The sequence below is a fragment of the Mesorhizobium sp. M0894 genome, from assembly GCF_040319725.1.
Taxonomy (GTDB): domain Bacteria; phylum Pseudomonadota; class Alphaproteobacteria; order Rhizobiales; family Rhizobiaceae; genus Mesorhizobium.
On sequence record NZ_JAMYOG010000016.1, the window covers coordinates 78,372 to 93,618 of the forward strand.

Annotated in this window: 12 protein-coding genes; 4 read left to right on the forward strand and 8 right to left on the reverse strand. The window is 61.7% G+C overall.

What is annotated here, in order from left to right; translation table 11 throughout:
- Positions 1–182: 182 nt before the first annotated feature.
- On the reverse strand, positions 183–512 hold the full coding sequence (locus tag NKH91_RS25475) for an exopolysaccharide production repressor protein (RefSeq protein ID WP_352895156.1): 330 nt from the start codon (positions 510–512) through the stop codon (positions 183–185).
- A gap of 548 nt (positions 513–1,060) precedes the next feature.
- On the opposite strand from NKH91_RS25475, the gene NKH91_RS25480 reads away from it, so the two are divergent.
- Entirely contained in the window at positions 1,061–1,738 is a 678-nt protein-coding gene (locus NKH91_RS25480) for a sugar transferase (RefSeq protein WP_023717993.1), read from the forward strand.
- A gap of 175 nt (positions 1,739–1,913) precedes the next feature.
- Positions 1,914–3,155 carry a polysaccharide biosynthesis/export family protein gene (locus NKH91_RS25485; protein ID WP_156948041.1) on the forward strand — a complete coding sequence of 414 codons (1,242 nt, stop codon included), beginning with the start codon at positions 1,914–1,916 and terminating at the stop codon, positions 3,153–3,155.
- Between the two features lie 124 nt (positions 3,156–3,279).
- On the opposite strand, the gene NKH91_RS25490 is transcribed toward NKH91_RS25485, so the two are convergent.
- On the reverse strand, positions 3,280–4,551 hold the full coding sequence (locus tag NKH91_RS25490; protein WP_352847830.1) for an O-antigen ligase family protein: 1,272 nt from the start codon (positions 4,549–4,551) through the stop codon (positions 3,280–3,282).
- A 330-nt stretch (positions 4,552–4,881) separates the two neighbouring features.
- On the opposite strand from NKH91_RS25490, the gene NKH91_RS25495 reads away from it, so the two are divergent.
- The gene (locus tag NKH91_RS25495; protein ID WP_352847828.1) at positions 4,882–5,634 is read left to right on the forward strand and encodes an SDR family NAD(P)-dependent oxidoreductase; all 753 of its coding nucleotides are present in this window, start codon (positions 4,882–4,884) and stop codon (positions 5,632–5,634) included.
- A gap of 40 nt (positions 5,635–5,674) precedes the next feature.
- Here NKH91_RS25495 and NKH91_RS25500 read toward each other — a convergent pair whose 3' ends face one another.
- Together NKH91_RS25500 and NKH91_RS25505 are read right to left on the reverse strand one after the other, a co-directional pair.
- Positions 5,675–6,256 carry a DUF1349 domain-containing protein gene (locus tag NKH91_RS25500; RefSeq protein WP_352847826.1) on the reverse strand — a complete coding sequence of 194 codons (582 nt, stop codon included), beginning with the start codon at positions 6,254–6,256 and terminating at the stop codon, positions 5,675–5,677.
- Between the two features lie 46 nt (positions 6,257–6,302).
- Positions 6,303–7,739: an aldehyde dehydrogenase family protein gene (locus NKH91_RS25505; RefSeq protein ID WP_352847886.1), complete on the reverse strand. Its 1,437-nt coding sequence runs from the start codon at positions 7,737–7,739 to the stop codon at positions 6,303–6,305.
- Positions 7,740–7,916: 177 nt separating this feature from the next.
- Here NKH91_RS25505 and NKH91_RS25510 point away from each other — a divergent pair, with 177 nt between their 5' ends.
- Positions 7,917–8,948: a hydroxyacid dehydrogenase gene (locus NKH91_RS25510; protein WP_352483965.1), complete on the forward strand. Its 1,032-nt coding sequence runs from the start codon at positions 7,917–7,919 to the stop codon at positions 8,946–8,948.
- Positions 8,949–8,975: 27 nt separating this feature from the next.
- Here the strand turns inward: NKH91_RS25510 and NKH91_RS25515 are convergent, their stop codons facing one another.
- From NKH91_RS25515 to nirB, 4 genes are all read right to left on the reverse strand, one after another.
- Positions 8,976–9,461: a hypothetical protein gene (locus NKH91_RS25515; RefSeq protein WP_023717999.1), complete on the reverse strand. Its 486-nt coding sequence runs from the start codon at positions 9,459–9,461 to the stop codon at positions 8,976–8,978.
- A 104-nt stretch (positions 9,462–9,565) separates the two neighbouring features.
- Positions 9,566–12,397, reverse strand: a complete 2,832-nt coding sequence (locus NKH91_RS25520) for a nitrate reductase (protein WP_352847824.1) — start codon at positions 12,395–12,397, stop codon at positions 9,566–9,568.
- Positions 12,398–12,400: 3 nt separating this feature from the next.
- The gene (gene nirD, locus NKH91_RS25525; RefSeq protein WP_352483963.1) at positions 12,401–12,730 is read right to left on the reverse strand and encodes a nitrite reductase small subunit NirD; all 330 of its coding nucleotides are present in this window, start codon (positions 12,728–12,730) and stop codon (positions 12,401–12,403) included.
- A gap of 66 nt (positions 12,731–12,796) precedes the next feature.
- Positions 12,797–15,247 (reverse strand): nitrite reductase large subunit NirB, encoded by a 2,451-nt coding sequence (gene nirB / locus NKH91_RS25530; RefSeq protein WP_023718002.1) that lies wholly within the window; start codon positions 15,245–15,247, stop codon positions 12,797–12,799.

A 15,247-nucleotide genomic window follows, 5' to 3' on the forward strand; every position in this document is an offset into this window, starting at 1 on the left:
CTTGGCAGAGCCGCTCCTGCACGGCCCGGATCAAGCCACTGGCGCGCTCAGTTGGCCCACCAGTCACTGCCGAGTAGGTCGTGGCGATGGAGAGCGGCCGCTTGGTGGAGGCCGGGAGCATCGAGGAATTGAAGAAACGGGATGCCGACTTGCGGCGTGTTGCTGGAGGCCAACGCCCGAAATCAGTGAAGGCCTCTCCTGGCGCTTAATTTCTCGCCTTCGGCCGCTTCGTTCGAACTCAGCTTTCGTTCTGCGTCGCGAATTTTGTCGGCCGAGGTCGGGGCATTTCTTGCGACCATGGCAAAGACCAGCAGAAAATAACCGAGTTGGATGACTATGGCGCAGCCGATGACGCGAAAAAGCGTCGTGCCGAGCGAGGCGCCGCCCAAATAGGACCAGACGACCACGATCGCCAGCGCAAAACACATTCCGATAATGAACTTTGGCAGTGACATACCCGATAGCCCATCAACCGGCTCGGGAAAAAATGTCGACAAGCCCACCCCGAGCACCTCCCTTAAACTCTGCGAGCTTGTTTAGGTTGCCCGCTTCTGGCCGGTTGCTTCCGGCCTTGCCCAATCTGTCCATACTCCGACAGAAACAATTTGCAACTCTATTGAGGCGAGCAATAGGCGGCAAGGGCAGCTACGGAATAATTTTAAGCGAATCCTCAGGATCGCCTCTGCCATGGTGCAATGCACACGTCGGCATCACCACTGATTGACGGATATCGACTCGCTCCAGTAAGATTTATAATATTGACCAGTATCTTATCATAACATCAGTCGATATTTTGAACTTCTAAATGACGGCAAAGCTCCACAACCGGGTATAAAGAGCGATTCGCCCAAAATCAGCCCCAAAATTGGACTAGATTTTCCAAAATTGCCCATAATCTGTCGCCTTTGCGACATAAAGGCAAAATTTTGTGCAGGACGAGTTCATTATTTAGTCAGTTCATGACGCGACTATTACAGCCGGCTGGGAAATTGTGTGTTGCGCTGCAACATTTTTTTGGTATCGTGCGCTAAACCATCCGTTCAACGTATGGAGTTTACGCATGAGGGACGTAGCCAAGCCGGCCGACGCGGATTTTTCGCAGGCCGGCGTCGATTTTCCGCCGCCGATCGGCGGCCTGCTCAAACGCAGCTTCGATATTGCCGGTTCGCTGATCGGCCTGGTCGCTCTCAGCCCGCTGTTCGTGATGATAGCGCTGCTTGTCAGGTTTTCCGATGGCGGGCCGATTTTCTATGGTCATAGCCGGATCGGCCGCGGAGGACGGATTTTTCCGTGCCTCAAGTTCCGCACTATGGTTCCAGACGGCGAGCGGGTGCTTGCTGCCTATCTCGCCGCGAATCCGGAGGCCAACGCCGAATGGATAGCGACCCGCAAGTTGAAGAACGACCCGCGGATCACGCGCGTCGGAGCGGTGCTGAGGAAGCTCAGCCTCGATGAGTTGCCGCAGATCATCAACATCCTGCAGGGGGATATGAGCCTGGTTGGGCCTCGTCCCGTGGTACGCGATGAGTTGGAGATCTATGGCAATTCGGCCGTCTATTACCTGAAATCGCGCCCCGGCCTGACCGGGCTCTGGCAGGTTAGCGGACGCAATGATGTTTCCTACGACAGCCGCGTCGCGTTCGATCGACACTATGTCGAGAACTGGTCGATGTTCGAAGACATTCGCATCATCATCAAGACCGTACCTGCGGTCTGGATGTCGCGAGGCTGCTACTGACGGCCGCTTGCTGGCCGTGCATCGAGGAGCGACTGTCCAGAATTCGAGCCCGGAACTCAGGCCCCGGGACTCAGGCATCGGGACTCAGGCATCGGGCGGGGCAAACCAGATCGGAAACGCTCAGTTGAAAGCAGATATAATCGATATCTTTTGCACCGGCATTCTCTCCAGACGCATGCGGCGAGTACGACTTTTGACGACTTGCCTCACGCTGGCGACCGGCCTGTCGCTGGCCCTGCCGCAGTTTGCCTTCGCCGATGACTATCGGCTTGGAGCACAAGACAAGCTAACCATCCGCGTAGCGGAATGGCAGACCGTCGAAGGCACGTTCCGTGACTGGTCGGCCATCAATGGAGAATACACGGTCGGGCCGGCAGGAACCTTGTCGGTGCCGTTCGTCGGCGAGATGCCCGCATCCGGCAAGACGACCTCGGAGATCGCGGCATCGCTCGGCGAGGCGCTACAGCGTAAGCTCGCCCTGGCTGACAAGCCCGAGGCTTCCGTCGAAATGGCGCAGTACCGGCCGTTCTATATTTCTGGCGAGGTGCAATCGCCCGGACAGTATCCTTGCGTGCCTGGGCTGACGGTGCTGAAAGCGATGAGCATTGCCGGCGGAACGCGGCGGAACTCGGAGAGCGGGCAGCGCTACGACCGCGACCTGATCAATGCCAAGGGCAATTTCGACGTACTTCAAGACCAACAGGTCAGGCTGATCGTCAAGCGCGCCCGCATCGAAGCGGAACTGGCGAACAAACCGTCATTCGAAGTGCCGAAAGAAGTGGCCGACGATCCGAAGCTGCCCAGCATCGTTGCCGATGAGACGGCGATCCTGGCGGCCGACCAGAAGAAACTCAACCTACGCTTGCAGGCGCTCGACGACTTGAAGGCGCTGCTGCAGAGCGAGATCGATTCGCTGCAGAAAAAGATCGTCAACCAGCAGAAGCAGGTCGATCTGGCGAAGGAGCAGCTCAACGGTATCGGCTCGCTGGCGCAAAAAGGCCTGGTCGTCAACACCCGGGTTTTGAATTCCCAGCAAACCATCGCCGACCTCGAAGGCCAGATACTGGATTACGAAACGGCGATTCTCACGGCCAAACAGTCGATCAGCAAGGCCACTCAGGACGCTATCGATCTGGAGAACACCCAGAACTCCACCCTCGCGACCGACCGGCAACAGACGGAAGCCGACCTCAACGAAGCGACGCTGAAGCTGAATATGGAAAAAGGCTTGATGACCGAAGCCCTGTCGGGCAACCCCATGCCGCAATTCTATGGCAACAACGAACCAGCCGCCATGTCGTTTTCCCTGGTGCGGGTGGTCGACGGCAAGACCAGCGAAATCACCGCCGACGAAGACACGCCGGTACTGCCCGGGGACGTGATCAAGGTCAAACCGGCGCCCCTGGCCATCCAGTAGCTTCTTTCCACCGGAGCGAAGCACCCACCTCGCAGGCGGCGGCCTGCGGGGTTTTGGGCTTCGTAGTTTATGGATCAGAAAACAAGGCGGCCTTTGGGCGACGAACAGCCCGGATCGGCCCGCTTTAGCCTCGCACGGCGTCCGGTTCCTCGAGATGGTTCACGGCGCTCCGCCGGGAACGGGCGACGGACGGCACCTTCACCAGCTTGAAGTAGCTGTAATACAGCAGGAACGATCCCATGATGTAGGGATTGAGGGTCTCGACCTCGACGAAGGAGCGGATGAACAAAAGCACCATGACGCCAGCGAGAATCACAGACTCGGCTTGCCATGTCCTGAATATCAGCGCCGAGACGTGCCCCCAGAGCGTGCGCAGGATGATCAGCGACAGCAGTGTCGCACCGACGAAGCCGAGTTCCACCAAGGTCTCGATGTAGGTGTTGTGGAAGTGGAAGCCGCTTCGCGCGGCGATGTAGAATTCATTCCACAGCCGCTCGGCCTCGGAGAAGCCCTGCACCCAATACGCCGCGTAGCCGACGCCGAGGATGGGCGATTGCTGCGCGGCATTCCAGCCCTGCTGCCAGAGGTAGGTCCGTCCGGTGAGCGTCGAATCCTTGCCGAAGAGGCCAAGGACAAAGTCCATTAGCCCGAGATTCAGCGCAATCACGGTGCAGGCGACCAGCCCGCCTGCACCGATCACGAAAATAACCCGGCGATGGCGGAGCGAAAGCAGCTTGCCCATGGAAAGCAGCGCGACCAGGGCGAGAACCGCCGGGGTCGATGCCATCGAAGTGGCCGAATGCGACACGACCAGCAGATAGCCCGACAGAAGGACGATTGGTACAATCAACAAAAAACCTATGCGGCCGCGCCTGAGAAAGGCCAGGTAGACAACGCAGAAATAGATGCCAAGCGATGCGACAAAGCCGATCTGGTTCTTGGAGCTGAAAGCGCCGACGAAATTGTATGTCCCGTCGAGAACGTCGTAGGAATAACTCGCGACCTTGAGCGAGTAGAGCAGGACGACGAAAATCCCTATTAGGGCGCCTATGGTCAAGGTCCGGACGCTGACCGTGCGCGCGGCAATGTAGGCGCATGCGATATGGGAACAATATTGCACGGCCGTCCTTGCCGTGGTGCCGGGAGCTGCCGACCAGAACACCGAGAAGCAGACATAGGCTGCAAACGCCAGCGGAAGCCAGGCGCTGGAAGCGTGCCTTAATATTTTCCGGTAGTCGACCAGGATGAGCGGCAGCCAGACTGCATAATAGGCCAGGATCATGGCCTGGCCGAAAATGGTCGAGTAGGAGAACGCCCAGATCGAGACGGCAACGGCAAAGCTGCCATAGACCGTGTTCTTGTCCGGATCGATCAACAGAGATTTTGGAATCTTCATCTCGGTATCGGTTTTCCGCCCTTGCAGCTCAATGCCGATTTCATGGGCCGCTCATGGGTCGATTCATTGGATCGATGGGAGCCTCGCCTGCAGGCGCTCGCATTGTGCAGTGCAATATAGCGCATCCGGCGCCGCATGTCACCCGGATGACAAACTGGGCGAAGTCGTTCCTGCAGTTCTCCCATGCCGGACGAGACGATTTGGCCAGGAGGCAGTGCCGTTCAATTGCCTGGTGCTGGCCCATCACGAAGCTGTTCGGAGGCTGCAAGTCCGCGCTTGAACTTGTGCGCCGTTGACTTCACATTCGCCGCCGATTGGGAGGAAGACCACATGCCGATGAGTTTCGCGGGACGATTTGCCGGACGGTCTGTTGTTGTCACCGGCGGCGCCTCAGGCATCGGCCTTGCCGTCGCGCAAAGGATCACTGAGGAAGGCGGGCGTGTTTCGGTCTGGGATCGCGATGCCGCCCAGATCGAGCAGGCCAAGGCCATTGTTCCAGGCCTGCACAGCGTCACCTTAGACGTCGCCGACCCCATAGCGGTCGAAGCCGCCGCCCGAGAGACGATAGAAGCGATTGGCGCAGTCGATGTCCTTGTCACCAGCGCTGCCATCACCGGACCGAACATGACGACCTGGGAGTATTCCGTAGAGGATTGGCGCCGGGTCATCGACATCAACATCAACGGCGTCTTCTTCTGCAACAAAGCGCTGGTCCCGCATATGCTCGAACGCAATTACGGCAGGATCGTCAACATCGCCTCGATTGCCGGCAAGGAAGGTAACCCGAACGCCTCGGCCTACAGCACCTCCAAGGCCGCGGTGATCGGCATGACCAAGTCGCTCGGCAAGGAATTGGCCAAGACCAAGGTGACGGTGAACTGCGTCACGCCGGCGGCCGTGCGCACCGCGATCTTCCAACAGATGAGCCAGCAGCACATCGACTTCATGCTCTCTAAAATACCAATGGCACGGTTCGGCGAGGTCGAGGAGGTAGCGGCGCTGATTTGCTGGATCGCGTCCGAGGAATGCTCGTTCACGACGGCTGCCGTCTTCGACGTCTCCGGCGGCCGGGCGACCTACTGAGGCCGGCCGGACGGCAACCGCTCGACCGGATCGCGGCGCCTCAGTCGTGGAGCTGCCGCGAGATCGGCGGGCCGATCAAAAAATCGCTGAATATGACCTCGAAGCCCTCGCGCTGCGGCGAGCAGCACATCATGCCGACATCAACCGTTTTCGAGGGTGGGAAATAGGCAAGCCGCACCGGCTTCCAATGCTTGTCGGACGCGTCCAGATACTGGACACGGATCGTCTCGGCATGACGCGTCAAGCGGATCCTGACGCCGTCCGGGTCGGCCGGAATATTGGCCAGCGACCAGTCGGAGGCATCGTTGGTGACGACGACGGAAAAATACATCAGCCCGTCGGTGTATTCGATGCCGGCCTTGATCCAATGGGTCTCGCTCAGGCGGACCATAAGCCCGGCTTGGTCGTAAAGCACTTCATAGCGCCCCTTGACGGTGACTTCGGCGCTGAAATCGCCCTCGACCTCACGATAGAGGAAATGGCCATTGTCGCGCCAGAAGCCGTAGAACGTCTCGCGCCAGAAGTCTGTCTCCTTGCCGGTCCGCACATGCACCGTATTGTCGCCGAACTCGTAGTGCGGCGGCGGATTGAGCCAGGTCAGGTCCGTATTTTCAGATGCCATCGATTTGCTCGCCTGCCTGGCTGGTCCCGGATGAGTGCCGCCGTGATCAGCCAGCGAAGGTATAGGCGGTCTTCACGGTGGTGTAGAACTCCGCGGCGTAACGGCCCTGCTCGCGCGGGCCATAGCTCGATCCCTTGCGCCCGCCGAAAGGCACGTGGAAGTCGACGCCCGCCGTCGGCAGGTTGACCATGACCATGCCGGCTTCCGAATTGCGCTTGAAATGCGTGGCATGCTTGAGGCTCGAGGTGCAGATGCCGGACGTCAGCCCGAACGGTGTGTCGTTGGCCACCGCCAGCGCCTCATCATAATTCTTGACGCGGATGACGTTGGCGACCGGTCCGAAAATCTCCTCACGGGAAATGCGCATGGCGTTGGTGGTTTCGGTGAACAGCGCCGGTTGCAAATAGAAGCCGCGGGTTTCGCGATCGAGCCGCTCACCGCCGAAAGCGAGATCGGCACCTTCCCGACGTCCGATGGCGATATAGTCCTCGTCCTGTTTGAGCTGGCTCTGGTCGACCACCGGCCCGATCTGGGTCTTGGCATCGAGAGCGTCGCCGATGACCAGCTTGCCCAGGCGATCTTTCATCGCCTCGACGAAGCGGTCATGGATGCCGTCCGTCACCACCAGGCGGGACGACGCCGTGCAGCGCTGGCCGGTCGAGAAGTAGGCGCCGTTGACCGCGCAGTCGACGGCGACGGCAAGGTCGGCATCATCGAGCACGACAAGCGGGTTCTTGCCGCCCATTTCGAGCTGGAACTTGCGCATGTGCTCGACGCTGGCGGCGGCCACGCGCTTGCCGGTGCCGACCGAGCCGGTGAAGGTGATGGCGTTGAGATCAGGGCTGTCGAGCATGGCCTGGCCGACCACCGAACCTTTGCCCATCACCAGGTTGAGCACGCCGTTGGGCAGTCCGGCGCGGTGCAGGATGTCGACAATTGTCCAGGCGCTCTCCGGAACGAGTTCCGCCGGCTTGAAGACGATAGTGTTGCCGTAGGCCAGCGCCGGAGCGATTTTCCAGGCCGGAATGGCGATCGGGAAATTCCACGGCGTGATGATGCCGACGACGCCGACCGCTTCGCGGGTGATCTCGACGCCGACGCCGGGCCGCACGCTTGGCACCAGCTCGCCCGACAGGCGTAGCGTCTCGCCGGCGAAGAAGTCGAATATCTGGGCAGCGCGGACAGTCTCGCCAATGCCCTCGACCAGCGTCTTGCCTTCCTCGCGCGCCAAGGCCCGGCCGATTTCATCTTTCCGCGCGGTGATCTCGTCCGACGCCTTCCTCAGCACCGCGTGGCGTGCCAGCAGGCCCGATCGGGACCATGCCGGAAATGCCGCCTTCGCCGCCGCGATGGCCTGCCGGGCGTGCTCGGCGTCTCCCGATGCATATTCGCCGACCACGTCGTCGAGATTGGACGGGTTGATATTGCGGGAGCCGGCATCGCCCACCCACTCGCCATCGATGAGGTTCTTTCGAAACGGGATCATGTCGCTGTCTTCCTTGTCGTCCTTCGATCGCCGTCTATCTGGACCACCGACCGCCACACCGCAAGGCCGAAAGGCGGGCAAACTTCTCCTCCTCGACAGGCATGTGATAGGGGTCGGGCTGGAAAAGATGATTCCAGTATGGTGCGTCGTGGATCGCACGGGAGGAAAAGTATCATGTCCGACAACGCGTTGCCGCTGGTGATCAGCGCACCCCATCCACGCACGCTCGACCTGATCTTCACGCCGGCTGCGCTGACGAAATTTCGGTCGAAATACCGCATCGTCGAAACATCGCCCGAAGGTGTCGCGGCGCTGCCGGCCGATATCCTTGGCGAGGCGCGCTACATTGTCGGCCAGCCGCCGATCGCGCCAGAGACACTGGAAAAAATGAAGGCGCTGCGCTGCATCTTCAATGTCGAGAGCAACCTCATCAACAACATGCCATATGAGACGCTGTTTTCGCGCGGCATCCATGTCGTCACCACTGGGCTGGTCTTTGCCGAACCGGTGGCCGAGCTCGGCCTTGCCATGGCGCTCAACCTTGCCCGCGACATCGTCGATGCCGACCTCGCTTTTCGTCAAGGCAAGGAATTGTGGGGCGGCGACGGCAACCGGACGGCGCGGCTTCTTTCCGGCGCGGATGTCGGCATCATCGGCTTCGGCGATCTCGGCCGCGCGCTCAACCGGCTTTTGACGGGTTTTCGCACGCGGACAAAAGTCTTCGACCCGTGGCTGCCGCCGTCGATCCTGATCGAGAACGGCGTTGAGCCGGCCTCGCTCGATGAAGTCCTGTCGAGCAGCGATTTCGTCTTCGTCGTCACTTCGGTGACCAGCGAAAACCAGGGTTTCCTCGGCGCCGAAGCCTTTGCCAGGATGCGCGAGGGATCCGCTTTCATCCTACTCAGCCGGGCTGGCGTGGTCGATTTTCCGGCACTGATGGATGCTGTCCGCAGCGGCCACATCGTCGCCGCCAGTGATGTTTTTCCTGAGGAGCCGCTGGCCCAAGATCACCCGGTCCGCACATTGCCAGGGTTCCTGCGCTCCGCCCACCGGGCCGGCGCACTCGACATCGCTTTCAAGCGGATGGGCGACATGGTGCTGGAAGACATGGACCTGGTCGACCGCGGCCTGCCGCCGATGCGTTCGAAGCGGGCCGAGCGTGAGACCGTTTCGCGAATGCGCTCAAAGCCGGTCGACAAGAATTAAGCCGTCTGTCCCGACGGTCGCACATGCTCAGATCGTGAAGGACCAAAACAGGCAGGCCAGTGTCGCAGCGGCGAAGACGACGAAGAACAGGCTTCTCAACAGGATGTTGCGCCGCAGTTCGTTGATGAAGAGATGGCATCCGACGATGGCTGCGACAAACAGGAACCGCCAGTTCAGCAGTGCCGAGAGCACATCGTGCTGACCGAAAGCAAATCTGGCGGCGAGACATCCAACGATGACCGCGAACAACACGATGACCGTCCAGAAGATTGCATCGGCGGCATGCGTCAGGACGATGCCGGCGAGCCTGATCGGCAGAACCATCATCAGCAGTGCGCTGAGGAAGTAGACCGCCGCGAGCGGAATGAATGCCCCTGCATCGGCGACGTCACTCAAGCGCTTGGCGCCGATCGCGCCATAGGGATAGCCATGCCTGGCCACCGCCAGGCTGAGCGCCATCAGCAAAGCCGTCAGCACGGCCGCAAGCGCGAATGAGGTCAGGGCTTTACTCATGGGGCTCCCGTTCCGAACGAATCGAAGTCAGAACGGTGGTAGCCTATGGTTTGTAAATTGCTAGTAAGCATCATGCAGCGGCGCGGCAGAGTTCCTCGGCGCATTCACTCTGCAGCTTGCAGACGCCGCCCGTCGATAATGGTCTTGATCTCGGCGCGGCAGGAGCCGCAATTGGTGCCGGCGTGAAGGGCGGCGCCGATTGCCGCGACGCTGGTGCAGCCGCCGCGCACCGCTTCCGCGATCTGGTTGGCACCGACCCCGAAACAGGCGCAGACGATGGCGCCGCGGTCGACGCTCTTGCCGCCAGGCCTGCCGGCGACGATCGCCAGCCGCGCCTGCCGATCGGCATGGTCGGCACCCAGTTGTTCGGCCGCCCAGCCGCGCGACACCGCTACCGGGGTAGGCGCAAGATAGAGCGCGCCGACCAGCCGACCGCCCGCGAAACGGGCGAAGCGATGGTGCCCGCCGGCGATGTCGTGATAGGCGAGCGCCTCGCCTTCCGGGCCGAACAGCGCGGCGGCAAATCCGGTCCAGTCGCGGCTGTCCTGCAACGCAATTTCAAGGCGCCAGCCGGCGGGGCAGCGGGCGAGGCTCCAATAATCGGCGTCGATGGATGCGGGCCGTTCCGCAAGCACCGCGAAGCCGAAGGCCGTGGCGGCGAACCGCTCGATTCGGGCGGCAACGTTCTTTGAGGCCGGCTGGCCTGAAATCGCATCAGTCGTCGGCGCGACCAGGGCATCGACGCGCGCGCGCGCGGAAAACTGATCGGTCCAGTGCATCGGCACGAACACAGAGCCTTGGCGTTGGCGCCCTGTCACCAGCGCGCGGACCACGACCTCGCCATAAGCTGTCGAGACGCGCACAATATCGGCATCGCCGATGCCGTAGTGCTGCGCATCAGCCGGGTGAATTTCGACGAAAGGCTCGGCCATGTGCTGCGACAGGCGCGGGCTCTTGCCGGTTCGCGTCATGGTGTGCCAGTGGTCGCGCACGCGCCCGGTGTTGAGCACCAACGGGTAGTCCAGGCTGGTGCGGGTTTGGGCGGTTGGGCGGATGGCAATAAAGCGTGCCTTGCCGTCGGGTGTGTAGAAATTGCCGTTGGCAAAGAAGCGGGTGCTTTTGTCCTCCGGCTGGCGCCACGCACCCCCCTCTGGCCTGCCGGCCATCTCCCCCTCAGGGGGGGAGATTGGCAGTTTTGCCGGCACCGCCTTTTCAGCAATGGTAACGATTGGCGAAACCGGTGGCGACATCCAATCTCCCCCCTTGAGGGGGAGATGGCCGGCAGGCCAGAGGGGGGTGCCTTGGCTCGGCGCTGGCCATTGGAATGGCGCCAATTTCTCAAAGGTCCCTGAATCAATCGCGCCATACGCGCCTATATCAAAATCGCGCGCGCCGTCATTCTCGAAACCCGACAACGCCGCATGCTCGGCGAAGATGTCGGCCGCCGACACATGCGAAAAAGCTTCGGCAAACCCCATCCGCCTGGCGACTTCAGCGATGATCCACCAATCTGGCCTTGCCTCGCCGGGCGTGGCCAAAAAAGCCCGCTGGCGCGAGATGCGGCGCTCCGAATTGGTGACGGTGCCGTCCTTCTCGCCCCATGCCGCCGCCGGCAGCCGGACCTGAGCATGGCGGACCGTGTCGGTCTCGCCCAGCACGTCCGAGACAACGACAAACGGGCAAGCCTTGATCGCCGCCTCGATGGTATCGGCGTCCGGCATCGAATCGACCGGATTGGTCGCCATGATCCACAGCGCCTTGATGCGTCCGTCGGCCACCGCTTGGAACATCCCGATCGCTTTCAGGCCGGGCTTTTCGACGACGGTCGGCGCGTTCCAGAAGCGCTGCACGCGGTTGCGGTGCTCGGGGTTTTCGATCTCCATGTGGGCGGCCAGCATGTTGGCCATGCCGCCGACCTCGCGGCCGCCCATAGCATTGGGCTGGCCGGTCACCGAAAACGGCCCGGCGCCGGGCTTGCCGATGCGGCCGGTGGCGAGATGGCAGTTGATGATGGCGTTGACCTTGTCGGTGCCCGAAGACGACTGGTTTACGCCCTGGCTGTAGACGGTCACCGTCTTCGCCGTCGCGGCAAACAGGCTGTAGAAGCGGGACAGTTCGTCCTCACTGAGACCCGTGGCAGCCGCGATGCCGGCAAGGTCGAGCGCCGAGGCAGCGAAAAGCGCTTGCCCGAATCCGGTCGTGTGCGCCGTGATATAGGTACGGTCCAGCGCGTTATGCTGGCCGAGATAGGCGAGCAGCCCTGTGAACAAAGCGACGTCGCCATCGGGCGCGATCGCCAGATGCATGTCAGCGATATCCGATGTCATGGTGCGGCGTGGGTCGATCAGCACCACCTTCATCTCGGGCCGCTTTTCCCGGGCAGCGGCAATGCGCTGATAGAGCACCGGATGGCACCAGGCGAGATTGGAGCCGACGAGCACGATCAGGTCGGCAAGTTCCAGATCCTCGTAATTTCCCGGAACCGTGTCCGAGCCAAAGGCGCGGCGGTGGCCGGCGACCGACGAGGCCATGCACAGGCGCGAATTGGTGTCGATATTGGCCGAGCCGACAAACCCCTTCATCAGCTTGTTGGCGACGTAGTAGTCCTCGGTCAGCAACTGGCCGGAAACATAAAAGGCGACCGAATCGGGGCCGTGTTCGGCAATGGTTTGCGAGAAGGTCGAAGCGACTAGATTGAGCGCTTGGTCCCAGTCGGTACGGCGACCGTGGATTTCCGGATGAAGCAGCCTGCCGTCGAGATCGATGGTCTCGGCCAGTGCGGAGCCTTTGGAGCAGAGGCGGCCGAAATTCGCCGGGTGGTCCGGGTCGCCACGAACGGTTATTTCACCGTCCGCGGCGACCTTCGCCAGCACGCCGCAACCCACCCCGCAGTAGGGGCAGGTGGTCCTCACCTCGCGCGCTTCATCAATCTGCATGGTTCACGCCGCGCGGCTGGCCAGCGCTTCCAGCGCAATGAACAGCCGCTCGCCGTCGATCCGCACCGGAATGGTGCGCACCACGCCCTCGTCGGCGCCGAGCGCCTTGCCTGTCTCGAGCGAGATCACCCAATTGTGCAAAGGACAGGTCACCGCCGTGCCATGGACGATGCCCTGGCTGAGTGGCCCACCCTTGTGCGGGCAATGGTCGTCGATGGCGAAGACTTGATCGTCGGCCGTGCGAAAGACGGCGATCTTTCCTTCGGGTGTGGCGACGCAGCGCGCACCGCGACGCGGAATGTCCGAGAGCGTGCCGATGGATACCCAATTCATGTGGCTATTCCTCTTTTGCGCGTGTTCTTGTCCGGAAACCGCATTCCACTTTTCGGGAACACGCGCCTACTCCGCCGCCTGTGCAAAGCCGACCGAAGCCATCGGCCGGAATTCATGCTTGTCCTTGCCGGAAGCACGTTCCGACCACGGGTCGACCTGGGCGAATTTCTGCGAGAAGACGAAGCGCGCGAAATAGGCCTTGCGCTTCTCGCCATCGTCCATGATCTGGCGCTTGATCTCGGCGATGCCGACGCGCTTGGCCCATTTGTAGATACGCTCGAGATAGCGGCCCTGCTCGCGATACATCTGCGTCAACGCCACGATATGCTCCAGCGCCTCGTCCTCGGTCTTGACCAGGCCGAGCACTTCGGTGCCCTTGATGTCGAGCCCGGCGGCGCCGGCGAAATGGATCTCGTAGCCGCTATCGACGCAGATCACGCCGACATCCTTGCAGGTCGCCTCGGCACAGTTTCGCGGACAGCCCGATACCGCCATCTTGACCTTGGCAGGGGTCCACGAGCCCCACATGAATTTTTCGATACGGATGCCCAAACCGGTCGAATCCTGCGTGCCGAAGCGGCACCAGTCGGAACCGACGCAGGTCTTTACGGTGCGCAGCCCCTTGGCATAGGCGTGGCCGGAGACGAAGCCAGCCTGGCCGAGATCGGCCCACACCGCCGGCAGGTCTTCCTTGCGGATGCCGAGCATGTCGATGCGCTGGCCGCCGGTGACCTTGACCATCGGGATCTCGAACTTGTCGACGACGTCGGCGATGGCGCGCAATTCGGCGGCGTTGGTGACGCCGCCCCACATGCGCGGCACCACCGAATAGGTGCCGTCCTTCTGGATGTTGGCGTGAACGCGCTCGTTGATGAAGCGCGACTGGTAGTCGTCGGCGTATTCGTCGGGCCAGTCGCAGACGAGATAATAGTTTAGCGCCGGCCGGCATTTGGCGCAGCCGCAGGAGGTCTTCCATTCCAACTCCTGCATGACGGCGGGAATGGTCTTCAGGCCCTTGGCCTTGATCAGCCGGCGGACCTCGTCATGACCAAGCGCGGTGCAACTGCACATCGGCTGGACCGCCGCGGGGTTGTATTTGTCGCCGATGGTCAGCACCATCAACTTCTCGACCAGTCCGGTGCACGAGCCGCAGGAGGCAGACGCCTTGGTGTGTGCGCGCACGTCGTCGAGCGAGGTCAGGCCCTTGGCCGTGATCGCGCCGGTGATCTTTCCCTTGCATACGCCGTTGCAACCGCAGATTTCCGCATCATCCGGCAAGGCTGCAACGGCCGCCATAGGGTCCAGGGGGGCGCCTCCCTGGTAGGACTGGCCGAAGATGAGCGTATCGCGCATCTCGGATATATCGGTCTGCTTCTTCTTGAGGTCGTTGAACCAGGCGCCGTCGGCCGTCTCGCCGTAGAGCACTGTGCCGATGATGCGGTCGTCCTTGAGCACCAGGCGCTTGTAGACGCCGGCCGCCGCATCGCGCAGCACGATCTCCTGGCGGTCATCGCCCTCGGCGAAGTCGCCGAGCGAGAACAGTTCGATGCCGGTGACCTTGAGCTTGGTCGGCGTGTCCATGTGGACGAAAGCCGCTGCCTCATTGCCGGCCAGATGGCTGGCGGCGACGCGCGCCATCTCGTAGAGCGGCGCGACCAGCCCGTAGACCTGGCCGTTGACCTCGGCGCATTCGCCGATTGCATAGATGTCGGGATCGTTGCTGCGCATGCCGGCGTCGACGACAATGCCGCGATTGACGGCAATGCCGGCTTCCTTCGCCAGGACCGCGTTCGGCCTGATGCCCACGGCCATGACGACGAGCGTTGCGGGAATGACAGTGCCGTCGGCAAGCTCCACCCGCTCGACCTTGCCGTTGCCGGTGATCGCCTGGGTGTTGGCCTTGGTGATGACCTTGATGCCGCGCTGCTCGACGGCGCGCTGCAGGAGATATCCGGCGGCCGGATCGAGCTGACGCTCCATCAGCGTCGGCATGACATGCAGCACGGTGACGTCCATGCCTTGCGCATTCAAGCCCGCTGCTGCCTCGAGCCCGAGCAGGCCGCCGCCAATGACCACAGCCTTGGCCCGCGACTGGGCGGCAAGCATCATGGCCCGGACGTCGTCCAGATCGCGATACGTGAGCACGCCCGGCAGGTCATGGCCCGGCACCGGAATGATAAACGGCACCGAGCCGGTGGCGATGACGAGTTTGTCATAGGGCTCGGTCACGCCATGATCGGAGGTGACGGTCTTTGCCTGCCGGTCGATGGCGACGATCTTGTGGCCCTTGTAGAGGGTGATGCCGTGCTTGATGTACCAGCCGTCGCCATGGATGATGATCTCTTCATAGGCCTTTTCGCCCGACAGAACCGGCGACAGCATGATGCGGTCGTAGTTCACGCGCGGCTCGGCGTTGAAGATGGTGACCTGGTAGCGCCCAGGCGCCTTTTCCAGGAGGTGCTCCAGCATGCGCCCGGGGGCCATGCCGTTGCCAATGATAACGAGTTTCTCGGTCAT

Coding starts and splice junctions, on each gene's coding strand:
- NKH91_RS25480 (WP_023717993.1), top strand. CDS start 1,061: ATGAGGGACGTAGCCAAGCCGGCCGACGCGGATTTTTCGCAGGCCGGC.
- NKH91_RS25485 (WP_156948041.1), top strand. CDS start 1,914: ATGCGGCGAGTACGACTTTTGACGACTTGCCTCACGCTGGCGACCGGC.
- NKH91_RS25490 (WP_352847830.1), bottom strand. CDS start 4,551: ATGAAGATTCCAAAATCTCTGTTGATCGATCCGGACAAGAACACGGTC.
- NKH91_RS25495 (WP_352847828.1), top strand. CDS start 4,882: ATGCCGATGAGTTTCGCGGGACGATTTGCCGGACGGTCTGTTGTTGTC.
- NKH91_RS25500 (WP_352847826.1), bottom strand. CDS start 6,256: ATGGCATCTGAAAATACGGACCTGACCTGGCTCAATCCGCCGCCGCAC.
- NKH91_RS25510 (WP_352483965.1), top strand. CDS start 7,917: ATGTCCGACAACGCGTTGCCGCTGGTGATCAGCGCACCCCATCCACGC.
- NKH91_RS25515 (WP_023717999.1), bottom strand. CDS start 9,461: ATGAGTAAAGCCCTGACCTCATTCGCGCTTGCGGCCGTGCTGACGGCT.
- NKH91_RS25520 (WP_352847824.1), bottom strand. CDS start 12,397: ATGCAGATTGATGAAGCGCGCGAGGTGAGGACCACCTGCCCCTACTGC.
- nirD (WP_352483963.1), bottom strand. CDS start 12,730: ATGAATTGGGTATCCATCGGCACGCTCTCGGACATTCCGCGTCGCGGT.
- nirB (WP_023718002.1), bottom strand. CDS start 15,247: ATGACCGAGAAACTCGTTATCATTGGCAACGGCATGGCCCCCGGGCGC.